Here is a 22,279-nt window from a genome sequence, read left to right as displayed (position 1 = left end):
GACGTGCCGCGCAGACCTGCGGTTGCGGGGCGACCTCCAGCTGCGGGGCGTGGCCGACGCGGAGCAGGGCGGCTCAGGGCCGGGGTTCAGAGCCGGATGTCGGCGGGGCGGTCCGTGGTGGGCAGGCCGGCGGCCAGCCACGCGTCGACGCCGCCGATCATGTCGGTGGCCCGGCGCAGGCCGAGGGTCTGAAGGCTGGCGGCGGCCAGGCTGGAGCTGTAGCCCTGGCGGCACACCACCACGATCTCCCGGTCGTAGGCGGTGGCCTCCGGGATGCGCCAGGCGCTGGCCGGATCGAGCCGCCATTCCAGCACCGTGCGGTCGATGACGACCGCCCCGGGCAGGTCACCCTGTTCGCGGCGTTGCGTGTCGGTACGGGTGTCGACAAGCAGAGCGCCACCGCGGACCGCCTCGACGGTCTGCTGTGGAGTCAATCGGTGCAGCCCGGCGCGGGCCTGTTCGAGCAGGGCGTCAATGCCGGGGCTCATCACGTCTCGGAGCACCACCCGATCATGCCGACTCGGGTATCGGCCCGCGCGTCGAACGGGCCGCCCGTCACCCGTCGCCGCACCAAATCCCCCGGACGTGAGAATGACCGACCCGGGGCGTCAGCCGGACGTGTCACCCAGTTGAAACCGGCGTGATCAACTCGGGTTCCCTGATGTCGGGGTGTCCTGGCCGCAGGGACACGCCGGTATCAAGGAACCCGAGTCGATCTGGGCGGTGACCTCCCGCCACCGGGGCGTGTGCGGGGCATACTTCGGTCGTGCGCGGACTCGTCACCAGGGGCTTGCCCAGAAGGGCCGGCAGTGGCGTGGGCCTGACGGCGCGTGCCGGGGGCAGGGACGAGGGCGTGGAGCAGGGCGGGGACGAGGGGATGGACGTCGGCCGGCCGACCGGGCGATCCGCCGCGCGGGTGCCGGCGGTGGTGGTCGTCGAGGCGTACACCGAGTTGGCACGTCGGGTGCTCGCGGGCCCGGCGCGGTTGGGGCGGACCCGGCTCGTCGCGGTCGACGGGCCGAGCGGCGCGGGCAAGAGCCGGTTCGCCGCGCACCTCGCGGACGCCCTGGCGGCGTTGCCCGGCGGGCGTCCGCCGGTGGTGCACACGGACGACCTGCTCGACGGCTGGGACGACCAGCTCACCTTCTGGCCTCGTCTCGATGCCGACGTGTTGGCCCCGCTGCGCCGACGACAGCCGGGGGCCTATCGGCGCTACAGCTGGGTGCGGCGGTGCTTCCTGCCCCGCCCGGTGCCGGTGCCGATGACGCCGGTGCTGATCGTGGAGGGGGTCAGCGCGGCCCGTGCCGTGGTCCGGCCGGAGCTGACCCTCGCCGTCTTCGTCACCGCGCCCGCGCCGCTGCGGCTGACCCGTGCGGTCCAGCGGGACGGGCCGGAGATCCTGCCCGAGCTGCGTCGCTGGCATGCCGGGGAGCTGGCGCACTTCGCCGCCGACGACACCGCCGCGCGAGCCGACCTGGTGGTCGACGGCGCGCCGACGCTGCCGCTCGACGCGTCCCGGTACTACGTGCGGGTCCGCTGACCGGGGCATGGACGCCGGCCGACCGCTGCGGCACGATGCGAGGAGTCACGGCGAACGGGGAACCCATCATGACGGCAGCGGACGCGCCAGCGCGGCGCCGCACCACCCTCACCGGCATCAGCTCGCGGGCCTGGGAGCATCCGGCCGACCGGGGCGCCCTGGTCGCGCTGCGTGAGCTGCGTGGCTTCGACGACGTGGTGCGGGCGTTCTTCGGCATGTGGAACGAGCGGGGTTTCCGGCTCTCCGTGCTGGCGTCCGGCATCCGCGTCGATCACCGGCAGTATCCGGCGGTGTGGCAGCGCTACACCGAGGCCGCGGCGGTGCTCGACGTGGCGAAGCTGCCCGAGCTGTACGTGACGCAGTCGCCCTGGCTGGGCGCCGAGGCCGTCGGCCTGGACCGGCCGTTCATCGTGCTGAACTCCGCGTGCGTGCAGCAGCTCGACGAGGACGAGCTGCGCTGCCTGCTCGGCCACGAGTTGGGGCACGTGGGCAGCGGGCACGCGGTCTACAAGACGATGCTCATGATCCTCACCCGGTGGGCGGCCAACCTGAGCTGGCTGCCGGTGGGGGCGTTCGCCCTGCGGGCGATCATCGCGGCGATGCTTGAGTGGTGGCGCAAGGCGGAGCTGTCCGCCGACCGGGCCGGCCTGCTCGCCGGGCAGGACCCGGCCGCCGCGCTGCGGCTGCTCATGAAGCTCGCGGGCGGCGGCGACCTGTCGCAGATCGACACGACAGCCTTCCTGGAGCAGGCAGCCGAGTACGCCGGTGGTGGCGACCTGCGCGACAGCCTGCACAAGATCCGGATGACGGCGTGGAGCACCCACCCGACGCCTGTGGCGCGGGCGGCGCAGCTGCGGCAGTGGATCGACTCCGGGGCGTACGGGCGGGTGCTGGCCGGGGACTATCCGCGCCGCGACGACGACGCCACGACAAGCGTCTCCGAGGAGATCAAGGCCGCCGCCGAGTCGTACCGGGAGGAGTTCAGCAGCTCCACCGACCCGCTTGTCGGGTTGCTGCGCCGCCTCGGCGACGGCGCGAGCGACGTCGGCGAGTGGGTGGGCGGCACGGCCGGCCGGGCCCGCTCCTGGATGGACGCCGCCACCGAGGCCGCCGGCCGCGCGCACCGCGCCGGTCGGGCCGCCCCGGGCGCGCGGACGGGTTCCGGCCCGGCGGGCGACGGTGACGGTACGGGCTCGGCCGGCACGCCTGGGTAAGGCCGGCATACGATTCCGGTCATGACCTCACCGATCATGTCCGAGTCCGCGGTGCGGGCCGCCGTCGAGCGGGAGATGCCCGGCGTACGCGCCGACCTGGAACGTCTCGTCCGCATTCCCGGCATCGCCTTCGAGGGCTTCGACCACTCACACGTGGAGCGTTCCGCCGAGGCGGTCGCCGACCTGCTGCGCGGCTGCGGCCTGGACGTCGACATCGTGCGCTCCGGCGGGCAGCCCGCGGTGATCGGCCGTCGGGCCGCCCCGCCCGGTGCGCCCACCGTGCTGCTCTACGCCCACCACGACGTGCAGCCGGTCGGCGACCGGTCGCTGTGGGAGTCCGACCCGTTCGAGCCGGTGGAGCGCGACGGCCGCCTGTACGCCCGGGGCGCGGCCGACGACAAGGCCGGCATCATGGCGCACGTCGCGGCGCTGCGCGCGTACGGGGACGCGCTGCCGGTCGGTGTGGTGCTGTTCATCGAGGGCGAGGAGGAGTACGGCTCCGATTCGCTTGAGCAACTGCTGATCGACCACCGCGACGAGATCACCTCCGACGTCATCGTGATCGCCGACTCCGGCAACTGGGACATCGGCGTACCGGCGCTGACCACCTCGCTGCGTGGCGTCGTCAACTGTTTCGTCGAGGTGCGCACGCTTGACCACGCGGTGCACAGCGGCATGTTCGGCGGTGCCGTGCCGGACGCGCTGACCGCCCTGGTCCGCCTGCTGGCGACCCTGCACGACGACGCCGGCTCCGTGGCGGTGGACGGGCTGGTCGCTCGGGAGGGCGCCACGGTCGACTACCCGGAGGACCGGATCCGCGCCGAGGCCGGGCTGGCCGAGGGCGTCGAGTTCATCGGCACCGGGCGGATCACCGACCGGCTCTGGACCAAGCCGGCGGTGTCGGTGCTCGGCATCGACGCGCCGTCCACCGGCGAGGCCCCGAACGCCCTGGTGCCGGCCGCGAAGGCGAAGCTCAGCATCCGCCTCGCCCCGGGCGACGACCCCAAGCGGGCGTACGCGGCGGTGCGCGCGCACCTGGAGAAGCACGCTCCGTGGGGCGCCCAGGTGACAGTCAGCCTGGAGCACGACGGCAACCCGTGCGTGATCGACGCGTCCGGGCCGATGTTCGACGCCGCCCGTTCGGCGTTCCGTACGGCGTGGGACGGCACCGACCCGGTGGACGTCGGTATCGGCGGTTCGATCCCGTTCATCGCCACCTTCCAGGAGATGTTCCCGCAGGCGGCGATCCTGGTGACAGGCGTGGAGGATCCGCACGCGCGGGCGCACGGCCCGAACGAGAGCCTGCACCTCGGCGAGTTCGCCCGGGTGTGCCTCGCCGAGGCGTTGCTGCTGCGCAATGTCGCCGCCGCCTGAGAACTGCAAGTTTGCGCCTGATCTGCAAGTTTGTGGCGTGTCGTTGATGGGATTGCTATAGGCTTTCGAACATGAGTACGAACGAGGTGATGGCCCGGTTGGGGGCCGCCGTCAGCGCACTGGGGGACGTCGACGTCTCCGCGTGGTCCGAGGACACGCTCAACGATCAGCTCGGTGAGCTGTCCGCCGCCCTGGTCGCCCTCGACTCGGTGCTCTCCCGGGTCGCGGGCGAGGTCCGCGCCCGCGGGTTGCGCATCGAGGAGCCCGTCTCCGCCTGATTCCCGCCGCCCCCTCGTGGGCTGCGGCACCGCGCCGACACCGCCCGGGCACGGCAATGCCCGGGCGGTGTCGGAGGTGGCTGGCAGGATGGGCCTCGTGCGGTTCATCGACCTGGCGGCCACCTCCGCCGCCGTGGGCGCCACCAGTGGCCGGCGGGCCAAGGTGGAGCTGCTCGCCGACGCGCTGCGCCGGCTCGACCCGGCCGAGGTGGAGCCCGGCGCCGGCTACCTCGCCGGTGAGCTGCGCCAGCGGCAGACCGGTGTGGGCTACGCGAGCCTGCGTGACCTGCCGCCACCGGCCGCCGAGCCGACGCTGACCGTGGCCGCCGTCGATGCGGCCATCGAGCAGATCGCCGCCGTGCAGGGCGCCGGGTCGCAGGCCCGCCGTCGGGCGCTGCTCGGCGCCCTCTATGCGGCGGCGACTGTCGACGAGCAGCGCCTGCTCACCGGCCTGTTCAGCGGCGAGCTGCGGCAGGGCGCCCAGGCCGGGCTGCTCGCCGACGCCGTGGCCCGGGCCGCCGAGGTGCCGGTGGCGACGGTTCGTCGGGCGCTGCTGCTCGCCGGTGACCTGCGTGCCGTGGCGGTGGCCGCGCTGGCCGGAGGGGCCGCCGAGTTGGCCGGCTTCGGCTTGCAGGTCGGCCGACCGCTGGCGCCGATGCTCGCGCAGAGCGCCCCCTCGGTCGACGAGGCGCTCGCCGCGACCGGCACGCCGGCGGTGGTCGACGTGAAGCTCGACGGCATCCGCATCCAGGTGCACCGCTCCGGCGCCGACATCGCCGTGTTCACCCGCAGCCTCGACGAGATCACCAACCGGGTGCCCGAGGTGGTCGCGGCGGTCCGCGCCCTGCCGGGTCGGGAGCTGGTCCTCGACGGCGAGGCGATCGGCCTGGACGAGACGGGCCGCCCACTGCCGTTCCAGCAGACCTCCAGTCGGGCCGCCCGGCGCACCACACCGAGCACCACAGGCCGGACACCTGTCGCCCCGGCGGTGCTCGCGGCCGCCGCCAGCACCGGCGCGACAGTGCTCACCCCGTACTTCTTCGACCTGCTGCACCTCGACGGCCAGGATCTGATCGACATGCCCGGGCGGGAGCGCTGGGCCGCGCTCGCCGGCGCGGTCGATTCGTCGCTGCTGGTCGGGCGGATGGAGGTCGACGGCCCGGAGCAGGCCGGCGCGGCGTTCGCCGCCGCGCTCGACGCCGGGCAGGAGGGCGTGGTGGTCAAGGCGCCGGACGCCCCCTACGACGCCGGCCGGCGCGGCGCCGCCTGGGTCAAGGTCAAACCCCGGCACACCCTCGACCTGGTGGTGCTCGCCGTCGAGTGGGGCAGCGGCCGGCGCAAGGGCTGGTTGTCCAACCTGCATCTGGGCGCCCGTGACCCGCGCACCGGCGACTTCGTCATGCTCGGCAAGACGTTCAAGGGGCTCACCGACGAGTTGCTGCGGTGGCAGACCGAGCGTTTCCTCGACCTCGCCGTGGAGCGGGGCGACTGGGTGGTCCGGGTCCGCCCGGAGCAGGTCGTGGAGATCGCCTTCGACGGGGTGCAGACGAGCACCCGCTACCCGGGTGGGATGGCGCTGCGGTTCGCCCGCGTGGTGCGCTACCGCGACGACAAGTCCGCCGCCGAGGCGGACACCATCGACGCGGTCCGCGCCATCCACGCCGGCCGGCGCAGCGGTTGAGCAGGCAGAGTCAGGCGGACGCGCTCGGCGTCGGCTCGGCCGCCCGGTCCAGCGGGGCCGTCGCTCCGTCGAGACCAGCGGCCCGGCGTGCCTCGCGGCGGGCCACCCAGCCGTAGCCGAAGAGCGCCATCGCGGCGAACAGCCACCACTGCACGACGTAGCCGAAGTTCTGCCAGTTGTTCGTGTGCCCGACCGGCACGGCCTTGAACACCGCGTCGGCGGCCGGGGTCTGGTCGTCCAGCAGCAGGTAGCCGCCGTAGACCGGGTAGGGCAGCTCGCGGGCCAGGCGCGGCACGGCGATCCGCCGCGTCTCCAGCCGGCCGCCGCGGCGATCCACCGTGCCGGCGCCGCTCTCGGTCTCGTGCAACCGGCCGCTGACAGTCACGTCGCCGCCCGGCGGGGTGGGCACCGACGGCTGGGCTGTCGCCCCGCCCGGCGCGGGCGGGATCCAGCCCCGGTCCACCAGCAGCGCGCTGCCGTCGGCGAGCACCAGCGGGGTGAGCACCTCGAAGCCGACCCGGCTGTCGACGGTCCGACCACGGACCAGGACCGTGTTCGACGGGTCGTACCGGCCGGTGGCGGTGATCCGGGTCCAGACCCTGTCCTTCGCGGGGGCCGGACCGGCGGTCCCGGGGCCACCGGTGGGCGCGCGGAACGCGTCGGCCAGGGGCACCGGGGACATCCGCTCGCCCGCGTCGATCCGCTCGTTGATCTCGGTACGGCCTCGGTAGCGGTCCAGCTGCCAGTTGCCCAACCACACCATGACGGCGGAGGCGACCAGGGTAAGCGCGAGGGCGCCCAACCAGCGTGGGCTCAGCAGGAACCGGTACACGGCACCGAGGCTACCCGTATGACCGGGGCCACTCACCGCGACCGGGCCGAGACGGTGCGCGCGGCCCCGGTTGGCGGTGCTCGCGCGTCGGGCCGGGCGGGTATCGTCACGCCGACGGATCGACCCCGGTCGGCCGTCGCGTCCCCGCCGCCGCCCGCGAGGAGTCGATGATGACCGTCGTGCCGCGCCTGGTGCTCAGCGCGCCGTCCTCCGGGCACGGAAAGAACGCGCTGGCGATCGGGCTGCTCGCCGCCCTGGCCGAGCGGGGTGTCGACGTCGCCGGGTTCAAGCTGGGCCCGGACCACGTCGACGCCGCGTACCTCGGTCTCGCCGCCGGCCGGCCCGGCCGGGTGATCGATCCCCGGCTGGTCGGCGTCGACCGGCTCGCCCCGCTCGTCGCACACGGCGCCGCGGGGGCCGCGCTCGCCGTCGTGCAGGGCAGCATGGGCCTGTACGACTCCGTCGGTGGCCGCCCGGAGCAGGAGTCCACGGCCGCCGCGGCCACCGCGCTGCGCAGTCCGGTGGTGCTGGTGGTCGACGTCGCGGCGATGGGGCAGTCGGTGGCCGCCCTGGTGCACGGTTTCCGCTCGTACGACGAGCAGTTGTGGCTGGGTGGGGTGATCCTCAACCGGGTGGCGTCGTCGCGGCACGAGGCGATGCTGCGCGAGGCGCTTGACGACGTGGGAGTGCCGGTCTACGGCGCGCTGCGTCGCCAGGACCTGCCGGCCGTGCTGCCGTCCCGCCGGCACGGGGTGGCGCCGGTGGTCGATGCCTCGGCCGACGCGGTTCGTGCGGTGCGCCGGTTGGGCGAGGCGGTCGCCGCCACAGTCGATCTGGAGCGGCTGCTCGGGCTGGCCCGTTCCGCTCCGCCACTGCCGGCGGTGGCCTGGTCGCCGCAGGAGGCGCTCGGCGAGCTTGTCGTTCCGGCGCAGCGCCCGCTGGTGGCCCTTGCCGGTGGGCCGGGCGGCAGCTTCAGCCACCCGGAGACCGCCGAGCTGCTGTCCGCCGCCGGCGCCGAGGTGGTGACAGTCGATCCGTTGCGCGACGAGGCGTTGCCTGTCGGCACCCGCGCGCTTGTCGTCGGGGGTGCGCTGCCCGAGTCGTACGCCGAGCAGTTGTCGGCCAACCGGCGGCTCTGCATCGCGGTGGCCGAGCTGGCCCGCACCGGTCGGCCGGTGGTCGCCGAGGGCGCCGGCCTGCTGTGGCTGGCCCGTGAGCTGGACGGGCTGCCGATGTGCGGTGTGCTGGACGCGGTGGGCGTGAGCCGCGACGGTCTCGTGGTGGGCTATCGGGAGGCGACTGCCCAGACCGACAGCGTGGTCGCCGCGCAGGGCACTGTGGTCGTCGGGCACAAGGAGCACCGGTCGGTGCTCACCCCGCGCGCCGGTCAGCGGCCGGCGTGGAGCTGGGACGGCGGCACTCCTGAGGGTTTCGTGTGGCGCAACGTGCACGCCTCGCAACTCACCCTGCACTGGGCGGGGCACGCGGCGACCGCCGCCCGGGTGGTTGCCGCGGCGGTCAGCGAGCCGGCCGCTGCCGAGGCGGCGCCCGCACAGCCTCCCGTGGTGCCCGCGTGATCGGTGAGTTGGCGGTCCGCCGGTTTCCGGCGTTGACAGTCTCCACCCCGCGTACTGAGGTGCGTCGGCTGACGGCGGCGGACGCGTCGGCGGCCGGGGAGATCTTCGCCGACAAGCTGACCCGGCGGTGGCTGCCGCTGGCCGACGACTCCGGCCCGATCGACGGGCACGCCTGGTGCACGGATCTGGCCCGGCAGCGGCGCGACAGCGGCGAGGGCGACCACTACGCGGTGGTCCGCCGGGAGGACGACCAGGTGGTCGGCTCCCTCTGGACGCGGCGTACCGACTGGGGCGCCCGGCTCACCGAGGTCTCCTACGCGATGGCACCCCACGCGCGGGGCTTCGGCCTGGCCGCCGAGGCGGTGGACGCGGTGGCCATCGCGCTGATCCTGGAGCACGGCTTCCAGCGGGTCGAGCTGCGGGTGGCCCCCGGCAACCTGGCGTCGCGCCGGGTCGCCGAGAAGGCCGGCTTCAGCTACGAGGGGCTGCTCCGCAACGCGGGTTTCGTCGGCGGTGGCCGGGTCGACCTCGAACTCTGGTCGTTCGTGGCGGCGGATCTGCGCTGACCCGCGCCGTCATCCGACGATGGCGTCCGACGGTGGCGTGAACTCACGGGTCGGCGTGCCCTTCAGGCCGTCGCGCAGGGTCTCGGCGACCGCCGCGATCGGGATCTGGGACTGCCCGTCACCGACGGCGTTGAACGGATTGTCCGGATCGGAGATGAAGCTCGCCGCTGCCAGCTCCGGCGTGTAGCCGACGAACCAGGCGGACCTGGTGCTGTCGGTGGTGCCGGTCTTGCCGGCGACCGGGCGGCCGACCGTACCCCGGACGCTGTCGGCTGTCGACCAGCCGCCGCAGCCGCCGCGTGCCGGCCGGTCGCCGGTCGGGCAGCGGGCGGCGTCGGTGGCCGCTCGGGCGGCGTCGGCGCTGACCACCTGGCGGCAGCGCGGCTTGGCGACCTCCCGGTGCAGACCGCCCGGAGTGGCGTACGTGGCAGGCGTGCCGTCCCGGTTCATGATCGCCTGCACGGGGATCGCCTCGCAGTAGCGGCCGTCGGCCGCGACGGCGGCGTAGGCGTTCGCCATCTCCAGCGGCGTCGCGTCGGAGACGCCCAGGGTGAACGCGCCCCATTTCTTGGCCTTGCCCGGGGACGCCTGCTCCCGGTCGACGTCGGTACGCCAGCGCAGTCCGAGCTGTTCGGCGAGCCGGACCGCCCGGTCCGCGCCCACCTTCTCCTCAAGCCACACGAAGTACGTGTTGACGGACTTGCCGAAGCCTGACCACATGGTCTGCTGGCCGGTCATCGCGCCGCTGGCGTTTGAGGGCGCCCACCCGTCGTAGACGTTCGACTTGTAGCGGTACGGGGCGTTGAACGAGGTGGACAGCGTCATCCCCGAGTCCAGCGCGGCAAGCATCGGGAACATCTTGAACGTCGATCCGGCCTGGTAGCCCGGCAGGTCACCACCGCCGAGCAGCGGCGCCACCGTGTTCGGGTAGTTGGCCTTCACCTTCGGCCCGGCCTCGGGGTTGGAGCTGGGCGGGTTGTCGGCCAGATCCAGGGAGTAGTTCCGGTTCACCGCCATCGCCTTCACCCGCCCGGTGCCCGGTTCGGAGACCACGATGCCGTTGGCGAACGGGCTGCCGGTGCCCTCCTTGGCGCCGACGTTCTTCTCCGCCGCGGCCTGGATCTTCGGGTCGACGCTGAGCACGATGCGGTAGCCGCCCCGGCGCAGCTTGTCCATCCGCTCCAGCCGGTTCGCCCCGAACGCGGGCTGTGCACTCCACCAGTTCTTCAGGTAGTCGCAGGCGAAGCCCCAGCTGTTGTACTTCTCGATGATCGAGGCGCAGTCGTTCGGCGGGTTGGTCAGCTTCAGCCGGATCGGCTCGGTCTTCGCCGCGGCCGCCGAGTCGGGGGAGAGGTAGCCGAGCTGGCTCATCCGGTCCAGCACGTAGTTGCGTCGCCCGGTGGCCTCCTTCTGGTCGGAGTCGGCCGGGTCGTACTCGGAGGGGGACTTGACCAGTCCGGCGAGGGTGGCCGCCTCGACCGGGGTGAGGTCCTTCGGGGTCTTGGAGAAGAAGATCTCGCTGGCCGCGTAGATGCCGTACGCGCGGTGACCGAAGTACGCCGAGTTCAGGTACCGCTCCATGATCTGTTCCTTGCTCATCTCCTTCTCCAGGTCCAGCGCCATCCGCATCTCCTTGACCTTGCGAATGCTTGTCTGCTGGGTGGCCTCCTGGACCTCCTTGGGCGTGGTCGCGCTGTCCCGCAGGGCCATCCGGACGTACTGCATGGTCAGCGTCGACGCGCCCTGGGAGCCGCCGGAGCGGGCGTTTGCCACGAAGGCGCGGGCCACGCCCTTCGGGTCGACGCCGTGGTGCTGGTAGAAGCGGGAGTCCTCGGCGGCGACGATCGCCTGCTGGATGTTCGGCGACATGTCCGACAGCTTCGTGTACTGCCGGTACTCCTCGTAGAACATGGTCAGCACGGTCTTGCCGTCGGCGGCGTAGACGTACGAGGTCTCGGCGGGCAGGGCGGTGGTCAGCAGTCTGGTCTTCTGTTCCACTGCGTGCGCGGTGGCCTTCGCTCCGAGCCCGGTGAAGGCGACAAGCGGGTACGCGGCGGCGGCGATCACGATGCCGGCGATGAGACCGGCGCGGAGTAGAGGAACGAGTCGACCAGCGGCAGCAAGGGGTCGGTTGCTCACGTGGCCAAGTTATGACATTTCCGATTCATACATGAGAAGAACTCATAAACCCGTGAGGTGGTGACATGGCTTACGCCGACATCGACTGTCCCGCCGGCCACCTTCCCGGCAGGATCGCGGACATGCGTGATCAGCCGAGCGGGCCGTCCCCGCTCGCCGTGGCCGAGCGGACGGCCACCGAGGAGCCGGATCTGGCGCACCACGGCGATTCCGAGGTGGGCGTCGGGCTTATCGACCTCGCCGTCAACGTCCGCCAGGCGCCGCCGCCGGCCTGGCTTGCCGGCCCGATCGCCGCCACCCTCACCGACCTGGCCCGCTACCCCGACCCGACGCCGGCCCGCGCCGCCGTCGCCGCCCGGCACCGGCGTCACCCGGACGAGGTACTGCTCACCGCAGGCGCCGCCGAGGGCTTCGTGCTGATCGCCCAGGCCCTGCGGGGCGTCCGCCGACCCGTGGTGGTGCACCCGCAGTTCACCGAGCCGGAGGCGGCGCTACGAGCCGCCGGCCACCGCGTCGAGCGGGTGCTGCTGGACCCGGCCGACGGGTTCCGGCTGGATCCGTCCCTGGTGCCCGTCGACGCGGACCTGGTGATGATCGGCAACCCGACGAATCCCACGTCCGTGCTGCACCCCGCGCGGACCGTGGCCGCGCTCGCCCGTCCGGGCCGGATACTTGTGGTCGACGAGGCGTTCGCCGACACCACCGCCGGGCACACCGGCGAGCCGGAGTCGCTGGCGCAGCGGCGGGACCTGCCCGGCCTGGTCGTCCTGCGCAGCCTCACCAAGACGTGGGGCCTGGCCGGGCTGCGGATCGGCTACCTGCTCGGCGCACCGGAGCTGCTGTCCCGCCTGGCCGCCGTCCAGCCGCTCTGGGCCGTCTCCACGCCCGCACTGGCCGCCGCCGCGGCCTGCGCCACTCCAGTCGCGGTCGAGGCCGAACGCGCGATCGCCGCCGACCTCGCCGCCGACCGCGACCACCTGGTCGCGCGCCTGACCGACCTGCCCGGTGTACGCGTCGCGGGCCGCCCGGCCAGCGCGTTCGTCCTGCTGCACCTGCCCGGTGCGAACCGGATCCGGGAGGCCCTGCGCGACAGGGGCTGGGCGGTACGCCGGGGCGACACCTTCCCCGGCCTCGGCCCGGACTGGCTGCGGGTGGCGGTACGCGACCGAGACACCACAGACGCGTTCATCGAGGTGCTGCGCGAGATCATGGAGGCATGATGCTGGAGACCACGATGTCGGCCATCCGGCCACTGGACGAGGCGTCCATGGCCGCCGCCCGTGAGCTGCACGGCCGGCTGACCAAGCCGGCGGGCTCGCTGGGCCTGTTGGAGGACCTGTCGGTACGCCTCGCCGGGCTGGCCGGGGCCTGCCCGCCGCCGATCCCCGAGCCGGCCGCCGTGGCGATCTTCGCGGGCGACCACGGGGTGCACGCCCAGGGGGTCAGTCCATGGCCGCAGGAGGTCACCGCCCAGATGATCGGCAACTTCCTGGCCGGCGGCGCGGTCGTCAACGCGTTCGCCCGGCAGGCCGGCGCCTCGGTCACCGTGGTCGACGTCGGGGTGGCGACCCCGCTGCCCGTCGCCGAGGTCCCCGGTCCGGCCGACCCGTCCGCGCCCCGACTGGTCGCCGCCTCCGTACGCCGGGGCACCCGGGACCTCACGGTGACCGCCGCGCTCACCCGCGACGAGGCCCTGGCGGCGGTGGAGACCGGCATCCGGATCGCCGACGAGCTGATCGACGCCGGGGCCGGCATCTTGCTCACCGGGGACATGGGCATCGGCAACACCACCCCGGCGGCGGCGCTGATCGCCGCGTTCACCGGCGCCGACCCGCTCGACACCACCGGCCGGGGCACCGGGATCGACGACCCGACGTACGCCCGTAAGGTGGCCGTGGTGCGGGCCGCGCTGGCCCGGCACACACTCGATCCGGCCGACCCGCTTGGCGTGCTCGCCGCCGTCGGTGGCCTGGAGCACGCCGCGCTGGCCGGACTGATCCTGGGCGCCGCGGCCCGCCGGACGCCGGTCCTGCTGGACGGCGTGATCGCGGTGTCCGCGGCGCTCGCCGCCGCCGCGTTCGCACCGGACGCGGTCGCGGCAATGGTCGCCGGACACCGTTCGGCCGAGCCCGGCGCGACGGTGGCGCTGCGCCACCTCGGCCTCGACCCGCTTATCGACCTTGGCCTGCGCCTCGGCGAGGGCACCGGCGCCCTGTTGGCGCTGCCGGTCGTCACCGGCGCCGTCCGCGTGCTGCACGACGTGGCCACCTTCGACTCCGCCGGGGTGGCCGAGAAGTGACCGCGCCCAGCGAACGCCCCGGTGGTGCGGCGTGAGCGCCAGCCCGTACCCCCTCGGTCTGCGGCTCGACGGGCGGCGCGTGGTCGTGGTGGGCGGGGGCGCGGTCGCCACCCGGCGGGTGCCGGCGCTGCTGGACGCCGGCGCGGACGTCCTGCTGGTGTCGCCGGAGCTGACCCCGGCGTTGCAGGCCCGGGTGGACGCGGGTCGGCTGCACTGGGTGCCGCGCCGGTTCGCGCCGGAGGACCTGGACGGGGCGTGGCTGGTCCAGGTGGCGATCGACGACCCGATGGCTGCGGCCGCGGTGAGCGCCGTCGCCGCCGAGCGGCGGATCTTCTGCGTCCGGGCCGACGACCGGACCGCCGCCACGGCCTGGACCCCGGCGGTGACCCGACACGGCCCAGTCACCGTGGCCGTGTTCGGCGGCGGGGATCCCCGGCGGGCGATGACCGTCCGCGACGCCGTCCGTGACCTGCTCGCGGCCCGCCTCGCTCCGGGCAGAGCCGCTCCGGGCGGTGTCGCTCCGGGCGGTGTCGCTCCGGCGCAGGGCGGGCCCAATGCTTCGACCGGGACGACCCGGACGACCGGGACGACCGGGACGACCGGCGGGCGGCAGGTCGGGCGGGTGGCGCTGGTCGGGGCGGGGCCGGGTGATCCGGAGCTGATCACCGTGCGGGGTTGGCGGTTGCTCACCGAGGCCGACGTGGTGGTGGCCGACCGGCTGGTGCCCGGCCTGCTCCTGGACGAGCTGCGCGCCGACGTCGAGCTGGTGGACGCCTCGAAAATCCCCTACGGCCCGTCCCGAGCCCAGGAGGAGATCAACCGGATCCTGGTCGACCGGGCCCTGGCCGGCGCCGTCGTGGTCCGGCTCAAGGGCGGCGACCCGTACGTCTTCGGTCGCGGCGGCGAGGAGCTGCTGGCCTGCGCCGAGGCCGGCGTGCCGGTGACCGTGGTCCCCGGGGTGACCAGCTCGATCGCCGCTCCGGCCGCGGCCGGTATCCCGGTCACCCACCGGGGGGTGGCGCACGAGTTCACAGTGGTCTCCGGGCACGTGGCACCCGACGCGCCGGCCTCGCTGGTGCGCTGGGACGCCCTCGCGGGCCTGCGCGGCACGTTGGTGATCCTGATGGGGCTGAAGAACCTCGCCGCCATCACGGCCACCCTGATCGCCCACGGCCGGTCGCCGCAGACACCCGCCGCCGTGGTCCAGGAGGGCACGACGGGCACCCAGCGGGTGCTGCGGTCCACGCTCGACGCGGTGGCCGCCGACGTGCTCACGGCGGAGGTGCGACCGCCGGCCGTGGTCGTGGTGGGCGACGTGGTGGGCGCGCTCGACGGGTGAGACAGCGGGCGCGTGCGGGTACCCGGCCGGCGTGATCCACTCCAGGTCGGCGATGTGGCGGTGTCTGGGCGGCGGGATGGCGCCACTTCGCGGATATCGTGTGGATCAGGACGGGGCCGGAAGCGCAAGCGCCTCCGGCCCCGGACGGTGCGGTGGTCCTACTGCTTGAGCATGTTGTCCAGCAGCAGGGCGCAGCGGATCAGCCCCAGGTGGCTGTACGCCTGCGGGTGGTTGCCCAGGCCGCGCTCGGCGAGCGGGTCGTACTGCTCGGGGAGCAGGCCGGTCGGGCCGGCGGTGAGCACCATCTGCGCGAACAGCTCCTCGGCGTCGGTGCGGCGGCCGGTGCGCAGGTACGCCTCGATCAGCCACGCCGTGCAGATGTGGAAGCCGCCCTCGCGGCCGGGCAGGCCGTCGTCCCAGTGGTAGCGGTAGACGACCGGGCCGCTGCGCAGGTCCGCCTCGATCTTCAGGACGGTGGACAGGAAGCGCGGGTCGTCGCCGGGGAGCAGGCCGGACAGCCCGATCCAGAGCGACGAGGCGTCCATGTCCTCATCCCCGTACGCGACGCTGTAGGCCTCGACATCGTCGTGCCAGCCGTGCTCCAACACGTTGGCGCCGATCCGGTCGCGCAGGTCCTTCCACTCCGACCGGTCCTCGCCGCCGTGCTGGCGCATCACGTGCAGCGCCCGGTCGACTGTCATCCAGCACATCACCTTGGAGAAGACGTGGTGCCGGGGTGGCAGCCGGGCCTCCCAGATGCCGTGGTCGGGCTCGTGCCAGCGGCGGCGGACCGCCTCGACCATGTTCTCCAGGACCCGCCACTCGTCGTCACGGACCGAGCCCCGCGCGTCGGCGACGGCCGCGATCAGGTCGGCGATCGGGCCGAACACGTCGAGTTGGAGCTGGTGGTTGGCGAGGTTGCCGACCCGGACCGGCCGGGAGCCGGCGTACCCGGGCAGCGTGTCGATGACCGCCTCGGCGCCCAGCTCGTACCCGTCGATGGTGTAGAGCGGGTGCAGCCGCTCCGGGTGGCCGCCGGTGCGCTCGATGCAGCCGTCGACCCAGCGCAGGAACGCCTCGGCCTCCTCGATTGACCCGAGGTCGACGAGCGCGCGGGCGGTCAGCGCGGCGTCGCGCAGCCAGCAGTAGCGGTAGTCCCAGTTGCGGACGCCGCCCAACTCCTCGGGGAGCGAGGTGGTGGCCGCGGCCAGGATCGAACCGGTGGCCTCGTGGCAGAGGCCGCGCAGGGTGAGAGCGCTGCGGGCCACCAGGTCGCGGGAGGTGGAGGGCAGCCGTAGCGACGCCACCCAGTCCTTCCACGGCTGCTCGGCGGCGGCCTGCCGCTCGTGGATCGGCACCCGGTGGTGCTCCAGGCTGTGCGTGCCGAAGCGCAGTTCCAGCACGACCTGCCCGCCGGCGGCGGAGAGGTCGACGACCGCCTTGGCGGTCTCGTACCCGCCGTCGTTGTTGACCTGCCACTCGACCCCGGGGGAGTAGAGGGCGACCGGCTCGTTGGAGCCGAGCACCAGCAGGCCGTCGCCGAGCGGCTGCATCTGCACGGCGACCTGACCGAACTCGGGTCGGGGCGCGAACTCCAGCCGCACCCGGCCGCTGCCGGTGAGCACCCGGACCAGTGTCGAGTCGCCGGTGATGACCGCCGGGCTGTCGTCCGGAGTGGTCTCCCGGGCCGGCTTGTCCAGCCAGTCGGTGACGGTGAGCCCGGACCACCGGGTCTCGACTGTCATCGTGCCGGAGCGGTAGCGCTGGCCCAGCGGGATGCCACCGCGCTCCGGGGCGACGCTGAAGTGTCCGGCCGGGCTGCCGCCGACCAGGTCGGCGAAGATCGCCGCCGAGTCCGGCTTGGGGTGGCAGAGCCAGCTGACCTTGGCCTCGGGCGTGAGCAGCGCGACCGTACGACCGTTGGCAAGCATGGAGTGCCGCTCGATGGGCACCGCCCGCTCGCCGAAGAGCCAGTGTCGGCGGGTCTCCAGCAGCAGCCCGAGCGCGCGGGCGGCCTCGATGGGCTCGGCCACCCGGAAGCCGGCCTTGGTCTCGCCAGTGCCGATCTTGATGCCGAGGTCCGGACCGTGCAGGTTGCCGAAGGCGTTCTCGTCGGTGACGTCGTCGCCGATGAAGAGCACCGCGCTGGCGGAGAGCTGGGTCCGGAGCTGGTCGACGGCGGTGCCCTTGTGGGTGGCCACCACGGACAGCTCGATGACCTCCTTGCCCTGCGTCACGGTGACGCCGTCGAAGCTGGCCGGACCGTTGCGGACCGCCTCGATGGCCGCGGCGGCGATGCGCGGGTCGACGCCCCGGGTGTGCACGGCGACGCTTGCCGGCTTGCGTTCCAGCCTGATGCCCGGGTGCTCGGCGGCGATCTCCCGCAGCGCGTTGCGCACCTGGGTGCGCACGGCGACCAGCTCGGGGGAGAGGCGCTCGACGAAGCCGATGTCGAACTCGGAGCCGTGACTGCCGACGAGGTGCACCTCGCTGGGCAGCCGGGAGAGCGCGGCCAGGTCCCGCAGCGCCCGACCGGAGACCACTGCCACGCTCGTCTGCGGCAGCGCGGCGAGCGCGCGGATCGCCGCCACCGACTCGGGCAGGGGTACGGCGGTGCTCGGGTCCTCCACGATCGGCGCGAGTGTGCCGTCGTAGTCGCAGGCGATCAGGAGCTGCGGAACCCGGGCGATCCGGCCGATGGCGGAGCGCAGCTCGGGGTCCAGCACCCCGGTGGCGATCGCCGCTCCGTCGCTGACGGATGTGTTCACGCGTCCTCCGCCTCGGGAACTCCGAGTTCGGAGAGGAAAGACTTGGCCCAGTGCCCCACGTCGTGGGTACGCAGGTGACGTTGCATTGTCCGCATCCGGCGGCGTGCCTCGGTTTTCTCCACGTGCACGGCCCGGAGCAGGGCGTCCTTGACCGCGTCCGGGTCGTGCGGGTTACACAGGAAGGCCTGGCGCAGCTCCGTTGCGGCGCCGGCGAACTCGCTGAGCACGAGCGCACCGCCCTGGTCGGCACGGGATGCGACGTACTCCTTGGCTACCAGATTCATACCGTCTCGCAGCGGGGTCACCATCATCACGTCCGCAGCAACGTACATCGCGGCGAGTTCACTGCGACTGTACGACTGATGGAGGTAATGCACGGCAGGCACGCCGACTCGGCCGAATTCGCCATTAATCCGACCAACTTCGCGCTCGACCTTGACCCGAAGTGCCTGGTAGTGCTCGACGCGCTCGCGGCTCGGCGTGGCCACCTGCACCATAACGGCGTCCGGAACTGTCAACTTTCCGTCAGCGAGCAACTCGCGGAACGCCTTGAGCCGCAACTCGATGCCCTTGGTGTAATCCAGCCGGTCGACGCCCAGGATGATCGTCTTCGGGTCGCCCAGCTCGGCGCGGATCTGCTTGGCCCGCGCCTGGATCGCGGGGTCGGCGGCCATCCGCTCCATCTCCTGGGTGTCGATGGAGATGGGGAAGGCGCCCGCCTTCACCTGCCGACCGTCGACCTGGATCATCTGCCCCTCGTAGCGCAGCCCGAGCAGGTGCCGGGCCAGCCGGACGAAGTTCTGTGCGGCCAGCCGCTGCTGGAAGCCCACCAGGTCCGCGCCGAGCAGACCGCGCAGGATCTCGGTGCGGAACGGCATCTGCATGAACAGCTCGATCGGCGGGAAGGGAATGTGCAGGAAGAACCCGATCCGCAGGTCCGGACGAAGCTCACGGAGCATCGCCGGGACCAACTGGAGCTGGTAGTCCTGCACCCAGACCGTCGCGCCCTCGGCCGCGACGTCCGCCGCGGCCTCCGCGAACCGGGCGTTGACCAGGCGGTACGCCTCCCGCCAACGCCGCTTGTACGCAGGTGTCTCCACGGCGTCGTGGTAGAGCGGCCAGATCGTCGCGTTGGACTGGCCCTCGTAGTAGCGCTCCAACTCCTCGGCGCTGAGCGGGACCGGATGCAGCCGGATGCCCTCCAGGTCGAACGGCTCGGGGGCGGCGCCGGTGCCGCCGGCCCAGCCGACCCAGGTGCCCTGGTGTTCGGCGAGCACGGGATGCAGCGCGGTGACGAGCCCGCCGGGGCTGCGTCGCCACTGCCGTCCCTCGGGTGTGCTCACCTCGTCGACCGGCAGACGGTTCGCCACTACGACAAAGGAGCTACGGACGGTCACGATCGGCCACCTCCGGGTACTGACGGGTCCACCGCGATGAGCGTACTGAGCGTAGCTGCGGCGTCTTGTGCCCCGTGCCGGAGTCTCCTACCCGCCTCGTACGCGCCGAAATCCCGAGGGTGATCTTGTCGACAGCCGCGCCCGCGTACTCCTGGGGCGGGGTGATGTGGGCGAAGCGCGCCGTACCTGTCAGGATTGACGATGGCGTGCGCGCGGCCGGCTTCCGGCCGGCGGCGGCGGGTGCAGGTCCCAGCCCGCGCCGCGCCGCCGACTCAGGCGACAGCAATCCGACGGAGGTAGCCCGCACCGTGGCCCAGTACATCTACGTCCTGGAAAAGGCGCGCAAGGCGCACGGCGACAAGGTCGTGCTCGACAACGTGACGCTGAGCTTCCTGCCGGGGGCCAAGATCGGTGTGGTCGGCCCGAACGGCGCCGGTAAGTCCAGCCTCCTCAAGATCATGGCAGGGCTGGACAAGCCGAGCAACGGCGAGGCCCGGCTGATGCCCGGCTACACAGTCGGCATGCTCGCCCAGGAGCCCCCGCTCAACGACGCCAAGACCGTCCTCGGCAACGTCGAGGAGGCGGTCGCCGAGACCAAGGCCAAGCTGGAGCGGTTCAACAAGATCGCCGAGCAGATGGCTACCGACTACTCCGACGAGCTGATGGAGGAGATGGGCAAGCTCCAGGAGGAGCTTGACCACGCCGACGCGTGGGACATCGACTCCAAGCTCGAACTCGCCATGGACGCGCTGCGCTGCCCGCCGCCGGACGCCGACGTGACCCAGCTCTCCGGCGGTGAGCGCCGCCGCGTCGCGCTCTGCAAGCTGCTGCTGGAGGCGCCCGACCTGCTGCTGCTCGACGAGCCCACCAACCACCTGGACGCGGAGAGCGTCTCCTGGCTGGAGCAGCACCTGGCCAAGTACGCCGGCACCGTCATGGCGATCACCCACGACCGGTACTTCCTGGACAAGGTGGCCGGCTGGATCCTGGAGCTGGACCGCGGCCGGGCGATCGGGTATGAGGGCAACTACTCCACCTACCTGGAGAAGAAGGCCGCCCGGCTGGCCGTCGAGGGTCGTCGCGACGCCAAGATGAAGAAGCGCCTCACCGAGGAGCTGGAGTGGGTCCGCTCCAACGCCAAGGCCCGGCAGACCAAGTCCAAGGCCCGCCTGGACCGGTACGACGAGATGGCCAACGAGGCGGAGAAGACCCGCAAGCTGGACTTCGAGGAGATCCAGATCCCGCCGGGCCCGCGCCTGGGCAGCACGGTGATCGAGGCGCAGGTCCTCAGCAAGGGCTTCGGCGACCGGCTGCTGATCGACAACCTGTCGTTCTCGCTGCCGCGTAACGGCATCGTCGGCATCATCGGTCCGAACGGCGTCGGCAAGACCACGCTGTTCAAGACCATCGTCGGGCTGGAGGAGCCGACCGGCGGCGAGGTCCGCGTCGGCCCCACCGTCTCGCTGTCGTACGTCGACCAGAACCGGCAGGGCCTCGACGGCGACAAGACCGTCTGGGAGGTCGTCTCCGACGGGCTGGACTACCTGATGGTCGGCAAGGTCGAGATGCCCTCGCGGGCGTACATCGCCGCGTTCGGGTTCAAGGGTCCGGACCAGCAGAAGCCGACAAAGGTGCTCTCCGGCGGTGAGCGCAACCGGCTCAACCTGGCGCTGACCCTGAAGATCGGCGGCAACGTCATCCTGCTCGACGAGCCGACCAACGACCTGGACGTGGAGACGCTCTCCAGCCTGGAGAACGCCCTGCTGGAGTTCCCCGGCTGCGCCGTGGTCATCTCCCACGACCGGATGTTCCTGGACCGGGTCGCCACGCACATCCTGGCCTGGGAGGGCGACGACCAGGACCCGGCCAAGTGGTTCTGGTTCGAGGGCAACTTCGAGGCGTACGAGAAGAACAAGATCGACCGCCTCGGCGCGGAGGCTGCCCGGCCGCACCGGGTGACCTACCGCAAGCTGACCCGCGACTGATGTCCGACCGGTTCGTCTACCACTGCACGCTGCGCTGGTCCGACCTGGACGCGTACGGCCACGTCAACAACTCGCGCTTCCTCACGCTCTACGAGGAGGCGCGGGTGGCGTTGATGTTCGCCGGCGGCCGGGCCTGGGGCGTGGGTTCGTTCGCCGACGGAGTGGTGATCCGCCGGCACGAGGTCGACTACCTGCGCCCGGTCGACTACGCGCTGGGTCGGGCCACCGCGGAGGCCGCGCCCACCGTCCGCATCGAGCTGTGGGTGGAGGAGATCAAGGCGTCGCGGTTCACCGTCGCGTACGAGCTGTACGACGGCGAGGTGCTGGCCAGCCGCGCCCGCTCGGTACTTGTGCCGTTCGACCTGACCCGCCAGGTGCCCCGGCGGATCACCGCAGAGGAGCGGGATTTCCTGCTCACGTACGCCCCGGGCGGCGGGGCGTGACGCGACCGGGCACCGTCGGCCCGGACCGGGCGGCGTCGCCGTCCGGGCACGGCGTGACAGGCGTGGCCGACGCGGGCGCCTTCCTGGCCCGGTTGGTCCGGCTGGACCCGGCGGCGCCGGTCCGGCTGCGGCCGGCCGGTGCTCCCGGCCGGGTCGCCCTGTTCGCCCGACTGCCGTGGCAGGTGCTGGTGGCCCGGACGGTCGCCGGTGGGGCCGCCGGAGACGTCACAGTGGGCGCCGCCGACCTGCTGGCGGAGCTGGAACGCGGTGGCGCGACGTTGCCGGCCCGCCGCGACGCGCAGTGGCGCTGGCCGCTGCCACCGACGCGCAGTGAGCCGGTCGAGGTGCTGCCCACAATTGAGCTGCGGCGGATCGCCGACGCGGCGGCGGGCACCCTGCGCACCGCGAGCGAGCAGGGGGTGGCGGGCCGGGCGGTGGGTCAGCGCGCGTTGCGCGACGCGCTGCTCGACCACGTGGCCGTGCTGGTCACGCCGGACGATCCGCCGGGCCCCGCCGTCGAGGTGCCGCAGCGGCTGGTGCAGGGGCTGGTCCGGATGGGCTTCCTCGGCGCGGTCGACGACCTGGCCGATCCTCCGGCGCGCTCCGGGGTGCAGGTGCGCGTGGCAGGCCGTTGGGTGGGCCTGGTGGCACCATACGGAGCGGCCTGGTTGCAGAAGGCCACCGATCTTTCCGTGACACCCCTCACTACTCATCCAAACGGGTGACCCCTGCTCATTCTTCTGGGCCGGTGCGGCCGTTGGGGGGATGCTTCAACCCGGCTGTCCGGGTACCGTCCATGCTCGGATCCAACGCACCGTAGGCGGCTGGATCCGCTGGGGAGTGAGGT

At 72.9% G+C, this 22,279-nt stretch carries 18 protein-coding genes; 13 read left to right on the top strand and 5 right to left on the bottom strand.

The window, feature by feature from the left end; all coding sequences use genetic code 11:
- Window positions 1-86: 86 nt before the first annotated feature.
- Entirely contained in the window at window positions 87-488 is a 402-nt protein-coding gene (locus OOJ91_RS15065; RefSeq protein WP_266249700.1) for a rhodanese-like domain-containing protein, read from the bottom strand.
- Between the two features lie 365 nt (window positions 489-853).
- Between OOJ91_RS15065 and OOJ91_RS15060 the strand changes: the two genes are divergently transcribed.
- The 5 genes from OOJ91_RS15060 to OOJ91_RS15040 all read left to right on the top strand — a co-directional run bounded on the left by OOJ91_RS15060 (window position 854) and on the right by OOJ91_RS15040 (window position 6,087).
- Window positions 854-1,540: a uridine kinase family protein gene (locus tag OOJ91_RS15060; protein WP_439117068.1), complete on the top strand. Its 687-nt coding sequence runs from the start codon at window positions 854-856 to the stop codon at window positions 1,538-1,540.
- A gap of 68 nt (window positions 1,541-1,608) precedes the next feature.
- A complete protein-coding gene (locus tag OOJ91_RS15055; protein ID WP_266245552.1) occupies window positions 1,609-2,754 on the top strand; it encodes a M48 family metallopeptidase in 1,146 nt (381 codons plus the stop codon).
- Between the two features lie 36 nt (window positions 2,755-2,790).
- A complete protein-coding gene (locus OOJ91_RS15050; RefSeq protein WP_266249694.1) occupies window positions 2,791-4,128 on the top strand; it encodes a dipeptidase in 1,338 nt (445 codons plus the stop codon).
- Window positions 4,129-4,199: 71 nt separating this feature from the next.
- Window positions 4,200-4,406 (top strand): hypothetical protein, encoded by a 207-nt coding sequence (locus OOJ91_RS15045; protein ID WP_007464240.1) that lies wholly within the window; start codon window positions 4,200-4,202, stop codon window positions 4,404-4,406.
- Between the two features lie 88 nt (window positions 4,407-4,494).
- Window positions 4,495-6,087 carry an ATP-dependent DNA ligase gene (locus OOJ91_RS15040; protein ID WP_266245550.1) on the top strand — a complete coding sequence of 531 codons (1,593 nt, stop codon included), beginning with the start codon at window positions 4,495-4,497 and terminating at the stop codon, window positions 6,085-6,087.
- A gap of 10 nt (window positions 6,088-6,097) precedes the next feature.
- Here the strand turns inward: OOJ91_RS15040 and OOJ91_RS15035 are convergent, their stop codons facing one another.
- A complete protein-coding gene (locus OOJ91_RS15035) occupies window positions 6,098-6,919 on the bottom strand; it encodes an SURF1 family cytochrome oxidase biogenesis protein (protein WP_266245548.1) in 822 nt (273 codons plus the stop codon).
- Window positions 6,920-7,089: 170 nt separating this feature from the next.
- Between OOJ91_RS15035 and OOJ91_RS15030 the strand changes: the two genes are divergently transcribed.
- Both OOJ91_RS15030 and OOJ91_RS15025 read left to right on the top strand, forming a co-directional pair.
- A complete protein-coding gene (locus OOJ91_RS15030; RefSeq protein WP_266245547.1) occupies window positions 7,090-8,496 on the top strand; it encodes a cobyrinate a,c-diamide synthase in 1,407 nt (468 codons plus the stop codon).
- A complete protein-coding gene (locus OOJ91_RS15025) occupies window positions 8,493-9,062 on the top strand; it encodes a GNAT family N-acetyltransferase (RefSeq protein WP_007464236.1) in 570 nt (189 codons plus the stop codon). Before OOJ91_RS15030 ends, OOJ91_RS15025 begins: the two co-directional genes overlap by 4 nt.
- A 9-nt stretch (window positions 9,063-9,071) precedes the next feature.
- Here OOJ91_RS15025 and OOJ91_RS15020 read toward each other — a convergent pair whose 3' ends face one another.
- Entirely contained in the window at window positions 9,072-11,201 is a 2,130-nt protein-coding gene (locus tag OOJ91_RS15020) for a transglycosylase domain-containing protein (RefSeq protein WP_266245545.1), read from the bottom strand.
- Between the two features lie 122 nt (window positions 11,202-11,323).
- On the opposite strand from OOJ91_RS15020, the gene cobC reads away from it, so the two are divergent.
- The 3 genes from cobC to cobA are packed head-to-tail and all read left to right on the top strand — an operon-like array spanning window position 11,324 to window position 14,839.
- Entirely contained in the window at window positions 11,324-12,421 is a 1,098-nt protein-coding gene (gene cobC, locus OOJ91_RS15015) for an Rv2231c family pyridoxal phosphate-dependent protein CobC (protein ID WP_266245544.1), read from the top strand.
- Entirely contained in the window at window positions 12,421-13,500 is a 1,080-nt protein-coding gene (gene cobT, locus OOJ91_RS15010) for a nicotinate-nucleotide--dimethylbenzimidazole phosphoribosyltransferase (protein WP_266249692.1), read from the top strand. The genes cobC and cobT overlap by 1 nt, the downstream gene beginning before the upstream one ends.
- A gap of 31 nt (window positions 13,501-13,531) precedes the next feature.
- On the top strand, window positions 13,532-14,839 hold the full coding sequence (cobA, locus tag OOJ91_RS15005; protein WP_266245543.1) for a uroporphyrinogen-III C-methyltransferase: 1,308 nt from the start codon (window positions 13,532-13,534) through the stop codon (window positions 14,837-14,839).
- Window positions 14,840-14,997: 158 nt separating this feature from the next.
- Here cobA and otsB read toward each other — a convergent pair whose 3' ends face one another.
- Complete coding sequence (gene otsB / locus OOJ91_RS15000; protein WP_266245541.1) at window positions 14,998-17,607, bottom strand: trehalose-phosphatase; 2,610 nt, start codon at window positions 17,605-17,607, stop codon at window positions 14,998-15,000.
- Complete coding sequence (locus OOJ91_RS14995) at window positions 17,604-19,004, bottom strand: alpha,alpha-trehalose-phosphate synthase (UDP-forming) (RefSeq protein ID WP_266245539.1); 1,401 nt, start codon at window positions 19,002-19,004, stop codon at window positions 17,604-17,606. The genes otsB and OOJ91_RS14995 overlap by 4 nt, the downstream gene beginning before the upstream one ends.
- A 308-nt stretch (window positions 19,005-19,312) precedes the next feature.
- Between OOJ91_RS14995 and ettA the strand changes: the two genes are divergently transcribed.
- Genes ettA through OOJ91_RS14980 form a run of 3 tightly spaced genes read left to right on the top strand, consistent with a single transcriptional unit; the run spans window position 19,313 to window position 22,157 of the window.
- A complete protein-coding gene (ettA, locus tag OOJ91_RS14990; RefSeq protein ID WP_266249690.1) occupies window positions 19,313-20,989 on the top strand; it encodes an energy-dependent translational throttle protein EttA in 1,677 nt (558 codons plus the stop codon).
- On the top strand, window positions 20,989-21,432 hold the full coding sequence (locus OOJ91_RS14985) for an acyl-CoA thioesterase (protein WP_266245537.1): 444 nt from the start codon (window positions 20,989-20,991) through the stop codon (window positions 21,430-21,432). Before ettA ends, OOJ91_RS14985 begins: the two co-directional genes overlap by 1 nt.
- The gene (locus tag OOJ91_RS14980) at window positions 21,429-22,157 is read left to right on the top strand and encodes a hypothetical protein (RefSeq protein ID WP_266245535.1); all 729 of its coding nucleotides are present in this window, start codon (window positions 21,429-21,431) and stop codon (window positions 22,155-22,157) included. The genes OOJ91_RS14985 and OOJ91_RS14980 overlap by 4 nt, the downstream gene beginning before the upstream one ends.
- Window positions 22,158-22,279: the final 122 nt, after the last annotated feature.

It is taken from the genome of Micromonospora lupini (assembly GCF_026342015.1).
Classification (GTDB): Bacteria; Actinomycetota; Actinomycetes; order Mycobacteriales; family Micromonosporaceae; genus Micromonospora; species Micromonospora lupini_B.
The sequence above is the reverse complement of the archived record's forward strand: the minus strand, read 5'-3'. Positions and strand labels throughout refer to the sequence as shown.

Excerpts from the sequence above, each read along its gene's own strand:
- cobT (WP_266249692.1), top strand. The coding sequence starts at position 12,421 with ATGCTGGAGACCACGATGTCGGCCATCCGGCCACTGGACGAGGCGTCC.
- OOJ91_RS15030 (WP_266245547.1), top strand. The coding sequence starts at position 7,090 with ATGACCGTCGTGCCGCGCCTGGTGCTCAGCGCGCCGTCCTCCGGGCAC.
- OOJ91_RS15045 (WP_007464240.1), top strand. The coding sequence starts at position 4,200 with ATGAGTACGAACGAGGTGATGGCCCGGTTGGGGGCCGCCGTCAGCGCA.
- cobC (WP_266245544.1), top strand. The coding sequence starts at position 11,324 with ATGCGTGATCAGCCGAGCGGGCCGTCCCCGCTCGCCGTGGCCGAGCGG.
- OOJ91_RS15040 (WP_266245550.1), top strand. The coding sequence starts at position 4,495 with ATGGGCCTCGTGCGGTTCATCGACCTGGCGGCCACCTCCGCCGCCGTG.
- OOJ91_RS14985 (WP_266245537.1), top strand. The coding sequence starts at position 20,989 with ATGTCCGACCGGTTCGTCTACCACTGCACGCTGCGCTGGTCCGACCTG.
- OOJ91_RS15065 (WP_266249700.1), bottom strand. The coding sequence starts at position 488 with ATGAGCCCCGGCATTGACGCCCTGCTCGAACAGGCCCGCGCCGGGCTG.
- OOJ91_RS15050 (WP_266249694.1), top strand. The coding sequence starts at position 2,791 with ATGTCCGAGTCCGCGGTGCGGGCCGCCGTCGAGCGGGAGATGCCCGGC.
- OOJ91_RS15055 (WP_266245552.1), top strand. The coding sequence starts at position 1,609 with ATGACGGCAGCGGACGCGCCAGCGCGGCGCCGCACCACCCTCACCGGC.